This is a genomic window from Domibacillus sp. PGB-M46, assembly GCF_022668875.1.
GTDB lineage: Bacteria > Bacillota > Bacilli > Bacillales > Domibacillaceae > Domibacillus.
The window spans coordinates 186,965-206,027 of record NZ_JAKGCR010000006.1 but is presented as its reverse complement, the minus strand read 5'-3'; the positions used below and the strand labels follow the sequence as shown (position 1 = coordinate 206,027).

Annotated in this window: 10 protein-coding genes and 1 pseudogene; 1 reads left to right on the top strand and 10 read right to left on the bottom strand. The window is 36.7% G+C overall.

Annotated features, from left to right (window positions below; all coding sequences use genetic code 11):
• Positions 1-57: 57 nt before the first annotated feature.
• From L2D08_RS10420 to L2D08_RS10390, 8 genes and pseudogenes are all read right to left on the bottom strand, one after another.
• A complete protein-coding gene (locus tag L2D08_RS10420) occupies positions 58-4,320 on the bottom strand; it encodes a hypothetical protein (RefSeq protein ID WP_242233703.1) in 4,263 nt (1,420 codons plus the stop codon).
• 54 nt (positions 4,321-4,374) lie between these two features.
• The gene (locus L2D08_RS10415; protein ID WP_242233702.1) at positions 4,375-5,211 is read right to left on the bottom strand and encodes a DUF4007 family protein; all 837 of its coding nucleotides are present in this window, start codon (positions 5,209-5,211) and stop codon (positions 4,375-4,377) included.
• Positions 5,208-10,445: a helicase HerA domain-containing protein gene (locus L2D08_RS10410; protein WP_242233701.1), complete on the bottom strand. Its 5,238-nt coding sequence runs from the start codon at positions 10,443-10,445 to the stop codon at positions 5,208-5,210. Before L2D08_RS10410 ends, L2D08_RS10415 begins: the two co-directional genes overlap by 4 nt.
• A gap of 5 nt (positions 10,446-10,450) precedes the next feature.
• Positions 10,451-11,956, bottom strand: coding sequence for a hypothetical protein (locus L2D08_RS10405; protein WP_242233700.1), 1,506 nt, complete (start codon positions 11,954-11,956; stop codon positions 10,451-10,453).
• Between the two features lie 13 nt (positions 11,957-11,969).
• Positions 11,970-13,727: a hypothetical protein gene (locus tag L2D08_RS10400; RefSeq protein WP_242233699.1), complete on the bottom strand. Its 1,758-nt coding sequence runs from the start codon at positions 13,725-13,727 to the stop codon at positions 11,970-11,972.
• 543 nt (positions 13,728-14,270) lie between these two features.
• On the bottom strand, positions 14,271-14,723 hold the full coding sequence (locus L2D08_RS10395) for a hypothetical protein (RefSeq protein ID WP_242233698.1): 453 nt from the start codon (positions 14,721-14,723) through the stop codon (positions 14,271-14,273).
• Positions 14,724-14,899: 176 nt separating this feature from the next.
• Positions 14,900-15,153: pseudogene (locus L2D08_RS24465) on the bottom strand (phosphorothioated DNA-binding restriction endonuclease family protein); the annotation flags it as partial.
• Positions 15,154-15,162: 9 nt separating this feature from the next.
• A complete protein-coding gene (locus tag L2D08_RS10390) occupies positions 15,163-16,032 on the bottom strand; it encodes an exonuclease/endonuclease/phosphatase family protein (RefSeq protein ID WP_242233697.1) in 870 nt (289 codons plus the stop codon).
• Between the two features lie 760 nt (positions 16,033-16,792).
• On the opposite strand from L2D08_RS10390, the gene L2D08_RS10385 reads away from it, so the two are divergent.
• Positions 16,793-18,151, top strand: coding sequence for an MATE family efflux transporter (locus L2D08_RS10385; protein ID WP_242233696.1), 1,359 nt, complete (start codon positions 16,793-16,795; stop codon positions 18,149-18,151).
• Positions 18,152-18,303: 152 nt separating this feature from the next.
• On the opposite strand, the gene L2D08_RS10380 is transcribed toward L2D08_RS10385, so the two are convergent.
• Both L2D08_RS10380 and L2D08_RS10375 read right to left on the bottom strand, forming a co-directional pair.
• Positions 18,304-18,645, bottom strand: a complete 342-nt coding sequence (locus L2D08_RS10380; protein WP_242233695.1) for a hypothetical protein — start codon at positions 18,643-18,645, stop codon at positions 18,304-18,306.
• Between the two features lie 55 nt (positions 18,646-18,700).
• On the bottom strand, positions 18,701-18,943 hold the full coding sequence (locus L2D08_RS10375; RefSeq protein WP_242233694.1) for a hypothetical protein: 243 nt from the start codon (positions 18,941-18,943) through the stop codon (positions 18,701-18,703).
• Positions 18,944-19,063: the final 120 nt, after the last annotated feature.

Below are 19,063 nucleotides of genomic sequence, written 5' to 3'. Positions count from 1 at the left end.
CTATTACCTTTACAATAATAGATCAAATAGTTTAAAACTGAAATTCCTTACTAAAAATTAATCTTTTCCTAAAGAAATAATTTCGTTTTCAAGTAAATATTCTTTCATTTCTTCAAAAGCCTTTATTTTCTGTTCAGTAGTCAAATTGTTAAATAGGCCTATTACGGCATCAATACTTAGTTCACTTAATCGTTTCTGGATACTTGCTTCTGTTAGTCTAATTTTTTCAATGGCCGTTTCGGTTAGGTAACCCGGAAGCACCTGGGTTTCTGTGAGCCAAGTTGTACAGTTCTTAACTTCCCATGAATTAATGTCATCTGTTATATCAACATATTTTTCGAACCATTTAAACATTTGATCGTCTAACCGTTTAATTAAGGTGTTTTGATAGTTTTCAAGCACAAGAGCAAAATCGATTTCCGATTCAATTTCTGACCACTTTTGTTGTAAACTATTGAATTCTTCTAAAAGTAAATAACGTTGATCCTTTATGTTTTGTAGAGCCTGCGTATCATTTAGGAAATTTTGAAGATGGTTAGCTGCTTCTTCGATACCTTCACGGTCATTTTCTTTAATATCCTTCGCTAAAATTAATTTCACTTTCATAAAGAAATTTTGACAATCTGTTAGCGTCTGAATATCATAAATCGCATCGTAAATTTCCATTACTTCATCTGTTAAGACTTTTAAAGCTGCTTTAGCTTGTTCTAAAACTTGGTTTACTTGCTTTTCACTAGCTATTCTATCTTTTTCATTCAGCTTACTGCTTCCAATGAAAGGTAGTAGTTTCTCGCCATTTTCCTTGATCTGAATAAGCTGCGAATAACCAAGAGCCGGTTTAGGTGTAGATTTTGTTACATATTCATTTACTTTATCTTGAATCGGATCTAGATTATCTAAAATTTCTTCAACTTTAGTTATTAGCGCTTTAGCTTCCGCTTTATATTCATAACGATTCATCCAATCAATTTGCTTTCTACACCATCTTTCAAAAGAAGTGGCTTGGCTCCTAGATTGACATTTTAATGTGCTTAAAAATGTAGGGAACGTTTCTTCAAAATATTTATGAGCTGCATCTTCAATTCTACGCGCTTCAATTAATTGTGCATCATTATAAATATATTTGTCTGAGCTGCCAACTGCATTTTGAATAGTTTTTGTAATATCCAAAATCTCAAATACACCACGTAAATCATCTGTTTTGCGTTTTGTTTCCGATAATTTTTGTTTTAAATTACCGAATAATTTTATCGTTTCATCGTATAACCTATTACCCTCTTTTAAAAGAATTTCCATATTTGTTACCTTATCTTCCAACTCTACTGGAATATCTTCTTCTAACTTCAGATCATGAAACTGGTTATACAAATCTTTAGCAATGTTAACATCGCTGTTTTGTACAACTTTTTTATATAAATTCAAAAATTTATTAGCTGATTCTTCAGGCTTAACTTGAACCACCTTAGTCGCAAACATCGCTTTTAAGTTAATATTTTTGTCCGTATAGACTTTTATAGACCATTCTTCTAAACGAATACGTTGATTGTCTAATTGTGTTTTTGTTTCCTCTCGACGTGAAGCTAAGTATACTGCTACTAATAAAGAAAGCGCATAGTCGTTAATTCCGTAGGGCACTTTTTGATATTTATCAAACAATGTTTGAATTTCGAATTCGCCGTTTTCCTCTAACAAGCGATCCCACTCGCTAAAAATAGACTGGACTTTTGGATTTTTTGGAGCAATTAAGTTATATTCCTCGTTTAGTACAGCCCAAGACTCGACCGATTTTTGGTATAAAATCGATTCAATACGTCCTTTGATATCCGCACTCTCAGAATGTAATGTTTGATAAATTACATTCGATAGCACAATACGACTAATACGTGATAAACCTTTTTTCGCTTTACCTAAATTAACATTAGCGAATTCAGTATAGGAAAATGGAATTACTCTGGTATATAACTGCTCAAACAATTCATTTGTAAACATGATTAATCGGCTTGGAACTTTTTCAATTGTAGTGCTTGTTATTAACAATCGTTTCGATGCTAAGTCGCGATATACATCTAACAGCACTGAATGAGCTTTTTCTTGATAATCCGTAATAAATCTTCGATATTTATCAATTTCTTGCTGTGTAAAGTTTTGAGATACTCGATGATCCGCAATAGCTTCATGAAACCTACCTTCCTTATCATCTAAAATGAAAAATGCTATTGGTAAATCATCAAATTTTTCTTTTTTTAGCAGTTGCTGAGTTACCTTGAATTTTTCTGGATCGTAATCACTCGGTACATACAGCCAAATAATTTGCCCTTTTGCTTTATCTGGTTCCAGCGCTTCTAAATGATCCGTTTTAATTTTAGCTAATTTACGCAATGTTAAATCATTTACATGTAAAATAGTTTGAGTGAATTTCCATTCACGCGTTTTAATAAAATGACGCTTACCAAATGCGGGTTCAATGTCGCCTAGTTGTAGTTCGCCACCTAATCCCATATCGAAAATAACAGACATGTCGATTTCGAGATTGCGTTTTTTCTTTCTTAATAATAATTTAAAATCGTTCACACCAATTGCGTCCGCAACAAAGTCAAAGACATTAGCGACTTCATCGTAACTTAAAACACCAAATTGATCCTCAAGCTGGCTAATTGCTGTCTCTACTTCTTTCCCAGAGAGTCCAGCAGCGTATGCCACTAGCTCAACCGATTCATGCCTACTGTGTGTTTTAAAGCGACCAATGCGACTAATTAAGATAGCTGCTAATGTTTCTTTTGAACGCTCATCTAATTTATCACCGTATTTGGTTAAAATTTGATTGTATAAAATACAATACTCACTTTGTTTACGGCCTTCTTGTTCGGCAGCTAATAATTCATTGAAAAATTCAGTTCGAATAATACGTGTCGCTGGGACTAACAATAAGTCCCCAAATTCATTAACTTGCTGATCTGCTAAATCATTAATTTGCGTTTCTAAAAACGTTAGCGATGACCGTTGTTGTAACCAGGAAGATAAATTTGACAAGATCCAGGAAGCAAGCGGATGTAGCGGATAAATCCCTTCCAAAATCACTTTTTTGAAATGTTCATAGTTACTCCAAACACTTGAGTTATCCGCTTCTGGAGCCCATTTCATAAATTTTTGGTGGAACTGTTGCCACTCACTATCATTCTTTTCGATTTTAGAAGTGACTACATCTTTAAAAGCTTTCACATTTTTACGTTCAACTAAATTTGCAAAAATTGTTTCTAAGTTTGAAGATAAGTGGATTTTTTCACTTGATTCGTAACGCCCAACATAACGATTAATATTTGCTGTACGGTCGACCCGCGTTAAATATGATTTTAAATCTGACTGGATAAATCCAAGGAACACAATTTTATCATCAGCATTTTGTACCGCTTCATATATTTGTTGCAATGCTGCATCGGATGCTTTTGTTGGATTGTTTGAAGAAAATTCAATATAGCGGCCAAATTCATCAAAGAACAAGACTACTTTATTAAATGGCTCTCGTTCGCCACAAAGCTTATCTGCAATCTTCTCTAAAACATCACCAGCTGATACACCTTCATCCCAACGGATATATGTACCATTAATTTCTTTATAGACTTTATTTATTACTTCAAATACATCCGCATCATTTAAAATATTATCAATTAAATATTGCTTCAAATTAGCCTTAGCACCTGTATTGCTTAACATATCACTATGTGTTTTATATAATTCTTGATAATTATTAAATGTGTTCTCTACGAACACGCGTGCAATATCATAAGACTTAGTTAATTCTTTCAAAAACTCTGCATCGATATTATGGGCTGTTAATGTTTTTTGAGTTGCATTTAAAATTTCGTAATTCAAGTTGAAATCGCGCATGCCGTTTAAAACCAATACTAGATTTGGCTTTAAATCATGCTTTGAAACTTGTTGCTCAATATTTGCATCAACCGATTTTAAATTCCTTAAAACTGCTTGTTGAGCTTTTAAATTCCCACTTAAAAAGCTTGCTAGTGCAACAGATAAATGCGATTTACCTGTACCGTATGGTGCAATTGTTAAGAAGAAATTCGATAAGGGGCTTTCCCCATATACTTTATCTACTAATACATTTGTAAATGAAGCGGTGTCTAATAAACGATGACTCTTAAAAGCAATTTCATTCTTAGCTACACCAAAGTATTCTGGGCCGTGAAATACGAAGCTGCTGGCTACGTCATACTGCCTCTCTTCATTGTAAAACCAGTCAACCTGTACGGCCCCATTAAAGTACAACTCTTTTTTAAATCGAATAATATCTTGGAATCTATACATACTTTTCAGCTCACTTTCAACCGTTGTTGTGTTTTAATACTCATCTGTTGGAAATCAAATTAAAAGTGAATACATATTATCTAAACAGAAAGAAGAGTTCTGATTTTTAATAATTGTGATTGGTGACAATTGCGCATTAACTTTAATCAACCCCGCATCTTGCATCAAATCTAATGCATCACGCAGCTGTCGCTCTCCCCATAAAAAAGGCTTGCCAAAGTATAAGACATCTGTAATCTCATCAAACGTAATTTCCGATCGATCTGCTAAAATTTGTTCCCATTTTTCTAACAATACATATCCATAAACATAGACATTTTCCCTAGAAATACGATGTGGTTCTATTTTATAACCTTTGTCCTTTAAACGAATTAATCCTAGATCTCCTAATGAAAGGTCGCTGCTGTAACAAGTTCGAAAAGGTGTAAGGTTAACATTTGAAGAAAAGTGTCGCTCAATAGCATTTTGAATTAGTTCATCATTAAAATCCGGCATTACTTTAGGAATAAATTCATTAAATAAATATGACCACAACATAGCAGCTGAATGTTTATCAGCTAAAAAAACATGCAGTAATAATTTGGAGATATTCTCTACTAAATATGGATCCTCTAAAACAACCAGCTTTCCTAACCTTGTTAATTTGCATTCATACTTCCTATCTGCTTTTTCAAAAGTAATCAACTTCATTGCTGCCGCGTAATAAATATGAGGCTCTACTTTCCCAGAACTTTTGCCCGTAGGGATCATTGTCTTCTCTGAAATCTCTTCTTTCGTTAAGAAACCAGCATCTGAATCGGCCAAGCTCACAATACGTGAGATGGCCTCTATTTCAGGTGCAAAACTTTGGTGAAAGTTAAGATGATACGTTACTAACTCTTCTTTACTCATTTGTGCCTTTTCCTTTCGTTCAACGGCGTTACATCAATGACGTGTTTTAATTTAGGCCCTAAACTTCCATCCGGCAATCGATCTGAACCAACAACTACGCATTGCCCTTTTGATAATTTAGAAAGTTTTGTTGCCCAGGTTTTTTGTTCATCACTTTCCGGGCTTAAGAAGCTAGCGATGTTTTTATTATCACCCTCTGGTGGTAAGAAGTGTACTTTTTGACTAGCATTTTGAAAACGTGTAATCGCATCTTTAGTAATTGGGTGCTGTAATGTTTGCGTAGCGAATAAACCGGACCACCCAAACTTGCGTCCTTCAGTTAAAATACGCGCACTCGGTGATGTTTCTGACTGATCTAAATTTTGCGCTTCATCAAGGATAACCGGGAACGGCGTTTCGACTGAACCATGCGATAAATTGTAGCTCCAAATATCCCATAAGATAAATTCAGTTAATAGCACTTGCGTATCGCGGTTAAACCCTGTTAATTGAACAATAAAGACTTTTCCAGCTGCACGACGCAACTCTTCCCAATCGAACAGATTTTCCGTAGCAAATGGCTTACGATCAATTAACGGGTCGATTTTAGATAATACTGTTTTTGCACTGCCTTTATCTAAGCTCTCAAGCTCACTACGTAAATAATCTAGGCTCATCTTATCGCCATATTTTTGTAAACCACTAACAGTTGCTTTGTAGATCGCGTTTTTCTGTTGATCCCCAATACCATTCTTTTTATAAACTGCATAAAAAATCCCTGCGATACGTTCTGCCACGTCAATATCAGATTCTAAATCGTATTCATCTTCGTCATACTCTTTTAAGTTTCTCTTAAATGGGTTGATTGGGAATCCTTCACGTTGCACATTAAATTGAATGATCTTGCCGCCCATTGCTTCTTTAAAGTCATCATTTAATTGGCTTTTCTTAAAGCCGTCCGTATAATCAAAAATTAGTGTGGAAACATTATTATTTGCTAGCTCTAACAACAGGCATTGCATAAAATATGTTTTACCGACCCCCGATGTGCCTGTAATTAGCAAGTGACGGTTTTCTAATTTAGGATGGCCATATTCCCAATAAATATCTTTATTAGTACGCTGTTCCCGCCCTAATAAAATCCGTACATCTTGCAGCTTTGTTTGGCCCTCATCTATAACTGGTTCTATAACCACAGGCGGGGAATCTGGTTCTTTCGGCTGTGGCTGCGGATTAACCACGGTATCAGGCTCTATCACGGCATCATCTGTCTCGGTAACTAGGTTACCATTCGATGGTTTTACAACAATAGGCTTCATTGGTGGTTCTGCTACAATACTCACTTGTGGAATTTCAATTACCGGTTTAACAACTGGTTCATCAACAAATTCTTCTTCGATCTGACGATTTAATTCTTTAGCAATTTCTTTGAAAGTTTTTTCATCATCTGCAAAATGTTCGTACTCCTTATTTGACACATCTTCAAACTGGACGGCTGTACGCTCTGCTTCTGGCAACAATTGTTTTTGGATATATAATTGTCCATATGGCTGATGATGTACTTGAATATCTGCCTGGCCTAAAGGAATCGTTATAACCTCTAGCTCTTCAGCATTATAATCTAGCCAATATGTTAAGAGTGTTGCTTTCCAATCAATTGTAAATTCACCATTTAAAATTTTCATCAAGTCACTGTTTAACCGCTCGCGCTCGAATTCATCGCTCGTTAAGTAGACAGGCGAAAATGCTAGCAGGCGATACAATTGAGCAAACCAATAACGGCGATCATGCGCTGCTGAGTCTGGTGAAAACACGCTTGAAAGGAATTTATAACTGTTCTCTAGCTGTGTCATTCCTTTTTCTATATGCATTGGATTTTCTTTACCCATTTTGCATTCTACTAGGTTCGCTTTAATATATAGTAAATGGTCATCTTCATTACGGACGATTTCCAATTCTAATAAGTCCGGACGGTTTGGCTCATGGTTAAACCAATGATCATACGAGTCTAATGAGATAAAGCTCTTCAGTAGTGTGTCTTCATTTATTTTTATAACGTTTAATGAATGAACAGCTAATAGGCTCGATAAGTAACTATGGATTTCATAATCATATGGGTTTAACGCTCTTAGAATTTTAATACCATCTAAAATGACTGAGTCTCCTAGGCAATATTCTGCAGCTTGTTCATACATTTCAGGCAGCCATGACGGGAATAGCTTTCGCAAGCGCATTTCCAAACGTGCTTGAATATCCTTTTTCATTTCTACAGAAGCTGAAATCGCAACGTTTAATTCCCCGTAAACACCTTCTCCTGTTGAAAAACTGATGATATTTTCAGAATCAAAAATTTGCTTATCAAGCCCCGTATCAATGCTAACAACCCACCGCGCTTTTTCATGGAAAATGGCTAATAAATCCTTAATGCCTTTTTGAACGGATAGCACTTTTTCTACACGATAAAACTCATTTTCTTTCGCATAAGCATTTTGCGCCCAGAACACTAATTGTGAATGAGCAAAAGATGCTTCAAATTGCATTTGGCTGATCGAAACACTACGTTCATCTTTATTTTTAGGTGCTGGAATCGGGTTGAATACCATTGGGAATTTTGTTTCACTTGGCGCAATTTTCTTCCCAACATTCGTTTTGTAATTAATATCACTTGTGTACAATAAATTATCAATAAATGCTAGATCGTAAGCTTTATATTCTAAAAGCTCATTTAATTTAGCTATCTCTGTATTTTTGTACGTATTAAAATGAATGTTCAGCTCAATATCATCATCTACACTAAACGTTTGATCTAACCATAGTTTCACATAATTTTGCGCTTTATAATTTACTTTTGACGTCAAAATATCCAGCTCTAAACTAAATTTTCCAGCTTGTTTTTGCTGTACTTTGATGAAATTTTTAATCCCTTCAATGATTGGATATAGATGGTCAAAATTAATGAAGCATAGCGACAGTGCGTCTACATTTGATGGGAATGTTTTAATATATTCTGCAATATGGGATTGGATTATATAAGCTTTTGAAGAACTCGTTTTAAGCTCATTATTTTCTTCTAAATCATCCTCATAGCCCATCTCGATTAAATTAGAACTATCAATAATTTGCGTACGGTTCGACTCGCCATGTAAGGCATAATAACCTAGCACATGTGAGGGTGCACGATTCACTTCATTTTGCGTAATTAAACAATCGACACCAGATAAAATAGCAGATTGATTTTCTACTTTAGATAATTTATGTAGGCAATCTGACAGTTCCACATATTCATGGTTTTCTACTAAATCAGTTAAAACGTCTACTAACCCTTGGCGAATAAACGCTTGTTGAGCCTCAATTTTTTCTAGCATTGCAGGATGAATTGGCGGAATAATAGCTCCTTGCACAATATTATTACGCTCTTTGAAGTCCTTTTCCTCAATGATTGTAAATAGATTGGAAATTAAATAAAAATGTTCTTTTTCAAAGTTAGGATACGAGCTATATGCTTTCCATAAATCATTGTAGATCGTCACATAAGTATTGATTAACTCTGCCGTTGCCCTTGTTTTTTGAACGTTAATTGCATTGTAAAAACCATTATTATTGATTTCCATTACAAACTTCATAAATGGCTCAATTAAACGATAAAGTTTGTTTATTACTTTCCTTTCATCTAAATTGCCATTCGTATTAGATTGTTTAAAAATCTTTAACGTATTATGCAAGACAATTTCGTAATTGTTTAACTGGTAATGGAATGACGCAATATCAGTACTCGTTAACAAATTGCCTAACTGCTTACAGGTGAAAATCGGCAGCTTATCTTCATTATCTAATGCAAGCTGCTGTTCAATATATGGAATTAAATTAAATGACTGTAGCCAATAATCAAATGGGCTAAATGACCATTCGAATAACCACTTGGAGTTTTCATCACTAGCCAACTTAACTTCAAAATTAATTTTTGAAAGAGCGTTCGGTGTTTTTATAAAGTCTAAATTAACTGCAGCTTTATTCTTCAGGGCGAATGGATCTTCATTGTTGTTATATTCAACCGCCACAACATTTTGTACCCCTACATTCAAATAATCAACAAGACCACCTAAAGCAAGGCAAATTTCATTCCAGCGATTAGTACGGTCCTCTTCTAGAATCCCTTCTGCTAACTTAGCAGCAGTTACATTGATTACAACTTTATCTGAAGATTGTACAGGCTCGGGCAACTGCGATAACACCTCTAAGATCATCTGTGAATATGCGTGAATTGGTTCGCCTTTTAATTTAATCACTCGATCTTTAATTGGTGTTGGGCCGCTTGTCTTGATGCCTAAAATTTCTGTTGTTATGGCTTGATCGAATTGTGCTAGTTTTGGACGCAGCTTTTCTAAATTTTCTCCCTTAGCAAAGTCTATAATATCTTCGCAATATTTTTCATAAGATCCAAACGTTGCTTTAATGCTTGCTTCATACTCCATAAACTTTTCATTTTGTTCTTTAAATTTGCTAAATTTATCACGTAATTTCTTTTCAGCACTATTACTAAATCCACTTTTATAAGCATCGCGCTTAATAAACTTTTCGCCGCTTTCTAATAATTTGAACGTTTTGCCTTTGTGCAGTTCGCTCAGTAATTTATTATTTACGGTAAGAATATTGGGCAATCCAAATTCCGCCCATAAATTTCTTAAAATGTATTCAACAATTTCTTCTACTTGGTATAAATTTAGTTCCGATGCACTATCTGCAATGTCACTCACTTTTAATAGATCTAATGGAACATGTTTAAAAATACTTGTAAAAAGGTGGTTGATAATTGCAATAGCACGTTGATCGTCAATGTCTAAAGTGCTAAAAAACTCTGCAAATCTCCCTTTATATTTGGTATTCATATCAGCTGGTGTAATCGAATAGAAGTCTGCTAAGCCTCCTTTATCCTGTACGCTTTCTGTAGCTAATAAAACGACAGATCTTTTCATCTCGCCAAACTCATTACGAAGCTTTGTAAAGCGCTGATCTATACTGACGAACCTTAAACGGCGCATTTCTTCAATTTCTGTTGGATATTCATCTTTCCAGACTTCGTATTTTTCTTCGGAAAGCTGAACCTCTAAATTGTCAAAACGAGAAGTCAAATATTTTGCTACTTCTAGATAAATCGTTGGATGATTAAAATAATCTAGGCGAATAAATGTTGCTTCGTCTGTATTACTAATTTTATCCCCAATAAATGCATTTAACTTTTCAATATATGCCTTCATTTCATTCACCCTTTAAATGGATTTTCTACAATAGATGTAGCGTCCGATAAGTTACGCAAGAAACCGCAGTTTCGTAATATCTCTAAGAAAATACGCTCATTTTCGTTAAAATCATTTAAATATGAAATTTCTTCAAAATGTTGTTCAGCCTCTTTAGGACCAATCACAATATTGTAATGTTCATGGCACAACCGTAAGAATGTCGTAAATAATAGGCGTTCCCCAGGTTTAATTAATGTTAATACAAGAATTTTTACTAGATTTTCATTTAAAGACATGCGCATAGTACCACCTGTAGGAGGGATGACCAAGCCAATATCCTTACCTAACTTGCGGATCAACAGACTTGTATCTTTAGCAGCATCCTGCAACGCATTCTTTTTTGTTTCTGCCATCTCTTCATCATACACTCGATAAATGGCTCTAAAGACATTTTCTTCTAGTTGTTGGTATCCCTGTACAGCCTTTTTACGAATAGATCCTTGCGTATTTTTCGTTAAATCAATTACCCATGCTTGTCTATGTTTTAAGTTTAAAACGGTTGTAGAGCGATAAGTCATCATTCGAATAATTTGAATGGCTAACAAATTCCCTACTAGTTCTACCTTTTCAAAAGCATCCAATTCACTGCATAATAAATTGTGCAGTTCTTCGACTGTATAATGGGCGACATTTTCGTAATCTTTTGGGATAACTTCCATTGTTTTATCTAAATAATGAAATCGATGCTCGTTATCCGGTGCATCTACAACATCTTCCCATTCATCTTGAATGTAATTGGCGAGCGCACTTAATTGCGGAATAGACATAATCATCTCTTTTAACTTTTCAGATAATTGATCCCGATAATCATTGTTTACTTTATTTAACCCTTGTAGCACATGTAAGTAATAGACTTCTCCACCCCGAGCCATAAACATATGTTGAGAAAAATTAAATTCTCGATCAATACTTAAGAAACTATCTTCCTTCGACAAATTTTCTGTTCGTGTTTTCTTATTGCCAATTGATTCGCTAAAAATAATTTCCGGGGCTAATGGCAATAAAGATTGTGCAAACCAAGAACGTTTTCCGATAATTGCGTTATAACCGTAAAATAAGTCTTGTAATATGTCTAAAGCGAAATCTTTATCATAGCTGGAGCCTTCTATTTGAATCGTTTGCTTTAAATGTTCACGATGATGCTCTAATGCATAACGGTCAATTTCAAAACGTTTCTCCTGATCACTACGATTAAAGAAGATAAAACGCTTCAATCCCATTTTAGGGGCTGGATAATAATGTAGCCTTTTTGTTTCATCTTCAATTTTGTTGAAATAAAATCCGTCAGATTTGATTTTTTCGTAGTCCGTTGCACCCTCACTTTTAGGTGATACAAATACTAATAAAAATTCCAATAAATATTCATATAACGTTTGATCTTTATAAATACGGTGGCCATAAATTTGAATTTGAGGGTTTTGAGCTTGAAGATCGTACCCTTTATATTTTGGAAAGAATTCCAATGTCATCGCAGTCTACCTCCTAGTCAAAATATAATTTATTGTTGTCGGGATCTAACTCAATATCTATGATTTTAGGTCCTTGTAGTGTTTGAATTAACAACTTGATTACTTCTTCACCATCAGTAAATTGATACTCTTTATATAACTGTGCTTTTAATCGATGAATGCCATGCGATAATACTGGATTCAGCTTTGTAGAAAGAGATCCATTCGCTATTTGATAAAAATAATCTAGTAAAGGCAGCGGCAATAAATAGTTTTGAGATAACCGATCGAACTTCATGTAAATATTATAAATGGGCTCATCTGAAATCGTATTTTCAATTTGCTCCGTATCTACTACTAGGCTATCAAAGTCAATTTTACCTACTAAAAGATAAACATTTTGATTATTAAGACCATCACGTTTTAATGGCAAATACAGTACACTATCAGAATAAACATCGCTGCTGTCTCCCATAATAAGTACTTGTAATGCCTTGAAAACAATTTCCTTCAATTGGCGCTTTGAGCGGATACGCATGCCGTTTTTACGATATGATAAATATTTTGGATATATAGGCGAATATAAAATACCAAATAAATGGTCAGCTTGTTGTTCATCCATCTCAGCAAATAAGATCCCCATACGACGCATTGCTTTACGTATTAAAAAAGGTTCTTTTTCGTAAAGTAATTGTTCTGTATTGAAAAGTCGACGACGCATAAAGTAATCCCATGTATTTTTTGTAATCGTTCGTACTTCTTCAACTAATACATCAAAGTTCTCTTTCACAAAAAGATCCTGGTCAAATATTAACTTTTTCTCATCTAACTTCATCTTTTGAATTTCAGCGATTGATTTAATTTTCAACGCATCTTCATTTTCAGTAAACCCTACATATCCAAAAAACAAGTTACTAATATGATAATCAAATAAAATCGTTTGACGGTTAATGATATTTAATTTATGGCATTGTAAGTTGCCTGTAATCGCATATGAAAGATGTGATAAAATTTGACGAATTGTTAATCTCTTGTCATTGTCGGCTAGCCAGCGATAATAATTAATGGCAAAGCGTTTAAATTGTTCTTGATGCTTTTTCAATGTCAAATAATTATTATAAACCGGGCAAGATGAACCTAACTCACATGTATTAGAATCTATCCAAAGTTCTTCATTTAATAGGTTATCAATTAACAATGGCACAATGTCAGTATTATCTAATAACGCTAGATTAATCACTAACACAGATATCTCCCCTATAAAACCTTCTTTAAATGAATTTTCATCCATTAATTTGAGGATATCCATCTCAATTTCATCTTTATCCAAAGCTGACTCTGCATAAAAATTTTTAAAAGCTTCAATTAAAGGACCTGTATTTGAGACAATGATACTTGAGCCCCCAGTATTAACTGTGTCCAGCCCTTTTTGAATACAATTTTTTTGCTTGTCACTCACCAATTCACTCATATCTTTTACGTAATATAATGGCTGTCCGTTTACTTTATTTTGAACAATGTCTTCTTCTTTTAGCTGTTCTTCTGCTGGAATCGCATCAACTTGACGCAAAATCTGATGCAATAAGCTTGTTTTTCCATCACCGGCATGGCCGGTTAATATAATAAACGATGACTTGTCTTTAATTTTTTGTATTAGATAACTTCCAATCTTTCTCTCCACACGAATTTTTTCATAAAAAGGATTAGAAAACTGGGATTCTGCAATTGCATTGTCATTTGAACTATTAGCATTGTTCATGGATTGTAAATATCTGATATATTGTGTATGCATATTGACTCCTCTGTTTGTGTTGTTAATTACTATTGTAGCATTATATGTAAAAGAAATTTCGAGTTAATCTATGCCATCTATATAAATGTGCTTAATTTGTTCATATATCGTCACATTTCTCCCCTAATTCAATAATTGTATCAGTGTTTTTAAGGATTGTCTTCGCAATGAAAAGGGATAAAATGGAATGATAACCACTATTATAACCATAAAACTAAACCACCCGCTGCCAAATGCGTAATGGCAGTTGGCTATTCAAAAGGTGTTTTGATACCTGTCTTAAAAACCAGAGCCAGTCCCATCTATAGGCGCTTTTTGTCTACAGGTGGGACTGGCCCATGATCTCAAGCCGTTTTCTTATGGAAATGAACACTATCTCAAAATATTTACTTTTTATCGCGCCAAAAAAGGGCTGCTAGCGGATTGTCCGGCTATGCAGCCCGTTTTTTCTTTTTTATGAGGTGTTACTGAAATGACCAGAATCATAGTTTCCTAGTCATTGAATGCTATCGTTATAATATGAATATGTAGAAAACACTTTGACTACTTTAACTTAAATACATTTTCTCGTCTCGTATTTTTACTGTTCTCCTCAAAATTCGTGTGTTTTTGCTGCCAGTTTTCCAACATTTCCATAAAACGAACTTTGTCTTTTGCTTCTGCCAGCGTTCTTAAATCATCAATCATCTCTGCCATAAATAAACGACTGGCGGAATGACAGCCGGCCAGGTTAATGGCTAGCGTTAATAGTTGATTCAGGATTGGTCCATTAATCCCCTTATACAATGGTTTGTGTATGCTTCTAACCGCTTCATCGTAAAGTTGGTTTATCAAAGCCTCATTCAGCTTGAAGGAAAGATTTTTATTCTTCCCACTATGGGGTACAACAGGAAGCCGCTCTGATTCTCCGCTTTTTAAGAAATCATTATAGTGTTGTTCACAAAAACCGCGTGCGTAGTGATCATGCTTGCAGTCAGTTACTTTACAGTTCTTCATTTTTTACATATCCTTTCAATCGTTAAAATGGTGTCCCGCTGTAATTCTAAACAGGAAAAGATTCTTGCTTTTGTCAGTGCCTATAGACCCTGTACATAGAAGTCACCTTTAGATATAAGATATCCCTCTGATCCGTAACAAAAGGGATTGTAACACTTAATAATTTAGAAATAGCTCATGTATTGATACATTTCATCCGTAAACCCCCCGCCTATGTTTTCCTGGCGAAGAAAACGTTTTGAAATAGAAGCTGAAGGGACAGACTTTGTTATTTTCCACACTCCATCATTCTTAAGATGGACAAATGGCTGTTCTGGATTATTACTTTTACGCGTCGGTCCAAAGTCAATAAGCAGTTTTCCCAGCGAGTCTTCCCTTCATCAATGCGGAAGGTCTGTATGTGTTCATTTTGGATTTTTCCTAGTGCAAATTCTCTCTTTTACATCAAGCGCGATGCTTTGATATACCGAATCGCTTCATCAATTTCTTGCTCTGTGGCAATCTCATTATCAATTTTAAGGCTATACTGTTCTTTTAAAAGATCGGGTGTTATCTCCGTCTTTCCCTTTGCTGAATTCCCGACATTGCCACTAACAGAACCGATTTTAATATCTAATATAAGAGGTAGATGGTCACTAAACGCACCCCATTCTTCACTCTCACCTATGTAGAATTTCTGAACATTCTGTAAGATCTCCTTAGAAACCATGCAATAATCAATATGAAATGGTCTATCACGTTTTCCGTAGTGATAGTACGTAGCATGTCTTTCCGAACCATATTCTTCCTTACTAAAATAATGATAACAGCTTTCCAGTCCATGCTCTCTAAACAAATCAGTAAGGCGACTAAATCCCTTGATTCCTGAATAGCTAGAAGGCACCTTTTTATCAACATTAAAATCACCGATAATAAGAACTGGATTCCCCTGAAGGAAGCTCTCGTACTCTTTTAAAGCTGAATATAGTACTTTTCCATACGAATATCCCGTCATTCTCTTTGTCCAAACTGCTAATAGGGTAAAATTTTCTTTTCCGGACACCTGTATAGGCACAATCCACTCGTATTTTGCTTCATCTACTAACATGGAAAGCTTATAATCTTCGGAAAACGATAAGACACACAGTCCTAATCCCCTAGCTTTATTTTCTCCTACCCAAACCATATCGTGATGCTGGGAATCACCTTGAAACTCACTAGGATGAAAGCACTCTTGTATTACAGCAATATCGGGGGAAAACTCAATGAGTTTCTTATACTTTTCCCGGCTGCTAAGGCCTTTTTTACAGTTCCATGAAATTATTTTCATTTCTTAACACTTCCTACTCCTATAATTTTTTTCATGCTACACTTTTTGTCATGCACAAAAATACATCAGCAATGATAGCTTTTGTTTCTGAACAAGGAAGGTGCCCTGAATCAATGAACAAAAAGCCTCTCAAGACAAGGTTCTCCATTTAACATATTTCTGCGCGAGAAAATTATTGTAATACTCTAAATTCAAAATAGCTTAATGTATACAATATTCAAGGGCAATTTCCGTTCGTATCTTTGAAAGTATCAACAGTATGAATGGTTGCTTTCATTGTTTATACACTATTATTTAATGAAATAATTCCTGTTGTAATTCCTAATAATGCAGCTGTAACGTTTCTTTTGCTTAATATTTTTCGCCCCGTGAATTTTAAATCTTACGGTTGCCCTTCATTATACCTAATCACGCTTTTTTAATGCTCTTTTTTCTAACCCATTTTAATTCTATCAAACTGTTTAATAATTGTATAAAGCATCACTTCACTCCCGACAGCATACTAGATCAAAACCCTCTCCAACGCCACTTTGCCATGCCGGATACCCCCGCTTTGTTTATACCCCACCTTCCTTTCCAGCAGTAGTTTGAACCGCTTCCGTAAGAAAAGAGGCTTTTTAATAGAGTCCCAAATTTTTTACCGCCCGCTTGAGCCCAATGCTTTTCCTCCCTGCAAAATGACCCGTAACATTTATAAAAAATTGGTAAAACGAAACCGGGACTTTGTGCTATACTATGTTCGGTAAAGGAGTTGAACGGCTTGATTGAAACAGCCACAACGCGTGCAAAGGTACGCCAATTTTTATTTATTTTAATCCCGATTCTTGTGACGCAGATTGCCATGTTTGCGATGACATTTTTCGATACGATTATGTCCGGGCATTACAGTGCCGATGATTTGGCCGGTGTAGCGGTCGGCTCTTCTCTCTGGATGCCCGTTTATACAGGACTCAGCGGTATTTTATTATCGATTACGCCGATTGTCGGCCATTTAACGGGAAGCGGACGCCGCGGTGAGGTGTCTTTTTCTGTGATGCAGGCGATTTATGTGGCGCTTGTGATTTCCGCCATTACCTATCTGCTTGGATGGGTCCTGCTTGAACCCGTGCTTGGAATCATGAATTTAACAGATAATGTGCGCCGCATCGCCTATGAGTACGTGATTGGACTGTCATTCGGCATTTTGCCGCTTTTTTTAACGGCGGTTGTGCGCGGCTTTATCGATGCGCTCGGCATGACCCGCACGTCGATGGTGATTACGGTGATGACGCTGCCCGTCAATGTCGCTTTTAACTACCTGCTCATTTATGGGAAATTCGGTTTTCCGGAGCTCGGCGGTGTCGGCTCTGGTTACGCGTCTGCGATCAGCTACTGGCTTATTTTCCTGCTCGCTGTCTGGATTGTATGGCGCAAGGAGCCGTTTTCGGCTTACCGGCTGTTTGGGCGCCTGCCGCGTGCCTCCTTTGCAAAATGGAAAGAAATTTTGCTCTTAGGCCTGCCGATTGGGCTGTCGATCTTTTTTGAAACGAGTATTTTTTCCGCGGTCACGCTTTTGATGAGTGAGTACAGCACAAACGTCATTGCGGCCCATCAGGCTGCCATTAATTTCGCTTCACTCACGTATATGATCCCGCTCAGCGTATCGATGGCGCTGACGATTGTGGTTGGTTTTGAAGCCGGAGCCGGACGGTTTCAAGACGCCCGGCAGTACAGCCGGATCGGTATTGCGATGGCGGTTGGCATTGCAGTAGTCGGCACGGTTGTGATTTTCGGGTTCCGTGATGCAATCGCCCATTTGTATTCGACGGATGCGGAAGTTCTCGGGCTGACGACCTCGTTTTTAATTTACGCGGCGATTTTCCAGCTTTCGGATGCGGTACAAGCACCGGTGCAGGGCGCACTCCGCGGTTACAAAGATGTCAATGTCACCTTTATGATGACCATGATCAGCTATTGGGTCATCGGGCTGCCGCTCGGCTGGGCGCTCGCCCGCTGGACTGACTGGGGTCCATACGGCTACTGGATCGGCTTAATTACCGGATTAACATGCGGGGCCATCACGCTGTCCGTACGCCTGCGTATCGTGCAGCACAAAAAAACATCACGCCTGGCAGCGTGATGTTTTTTTATTTTTACCGGGTCTATACATCTTCCCATGGGTATGTAAAACGGCGTGCCCGTTTTGCCAGGAAGCGCCTCCCCATTCTTTTACCTCTTAAATGATTGGATACGGGGCTGGCAAATGTAAAAAGCCGATGCACAAGCACCGGCTTAAAGAGAGCCATCCATGCAAATAAACCCTTTTACATGAATGTTGTATTTTTTCAGCAGCCGGACGGAAAAGTTCCGTTCAACTGCTGAAGCAGCAGCGATATATACTTCCTGCCCGCCAAATTTGCCCGCATTCCGCGGAATGTAACCGCATGGAATAAGCTCTGCTCCTTCAAGCGGCAGTCGGTTTGCTTCCTGCCAGTCACGCACATCAATGACTGGATGCCCAGCCGCTTCTTCGGGAGATATGCGCTTTACGTTAACCGGCCAATAACGTTTATAGCCAATGAGCAGCGCTGCTGCGATTGCCAGCACTGCGGCGGCCATGGTCACCACCGTCATTTTTGCTTCCCTCCATCCGTTTCCTGCTTTATTTTATACGCGAAGGGGTATAAAATCAATGCTTTTGTTTGATTTCTTCAAAATGATCCAAATAAACAGAAATTAATGTTACTTTTTCTGTATCCGTTAAGGACGACGCGCAAACACGGCGTACCGCTTCCACCAGCTTTTGTTCCGGCTTTTTGCGCAGGCGCGGATGATTCAGTTTATCTTCCAGCTCGTTTCGGATCGCTTCTTCTATATCGGTAAACGTGCGTCCTTTCCACAGTGCCTGATACAATGCATGCCAATCTGCCAAAAAGAACCCTCCTTTATTTCCGAATTTTATTTTATGCTTCTTTTTCCGGTTTGGCTAGGGACAAACGTCTATTCTCCCAGAAAATGTGCCCATAAAAAAAACCTCTCCACACCGGGAGAG

Bases quoted from the DNA above. Each gene is read 5' to 3' on its own strand.
- L2D08_RS10420 (WP_242233703.1), bottom strand. From the start codon at position 4,320: ATGTATAGATTCCAAGATATTATTCGATTTAAAAAAGAGTTGTACTTT.
- L2D08_RS10415 (WP_242233702.1), bottom strand. From the start codon at position 5,211: ATGAGTAAAGAAGAGTTAGTAACGTATCATCTTAACTTTCACCAAAGT.
- L2D08_RS10410 (WP_242233701.1), bottom strand. From the start codon at position 10,445: ATGAAGGCATATATTGAAAAGTTAAATGCATTTATTGGGGATAAAATT.
- L2D08_RS10405 (WP_242233700.1), bottom strand. From the start codon at position 11,956: ATGACATTGGAATTCTTTCCAAAATATAAAGGGTACGATCTTCAAGCT.
- L2D08_RS10400 (WP_242233699.1), bottom strand. From the start codon at position 13,727: ATGCATACACAATATATCAGATATTTACAATCCATGAACAATGCTAAT.
- L2D08_RS10395 (WP_242233698.1), bottom strand. From the start codon at position 14,723: ATGAAGAACTGTAAAGTAACTGACTGCAAGCATGATCACTACGCACGC.
- L2D08_RS10390 (WP_242233697.1), bottom strand. From the start codon at position 16,032: ATGAAAATAATTTCATGGAACTGTAAAAAAGGCCTTAGCAGCCGGGAA.
- L2D08_RS10380 (WP_242233695.1), bottom strand. From the start codon at position 18,645: ATGACGGTGGTGACCATGGCCGCCGCAGTGCTGGCAATCGCAGCAGCG.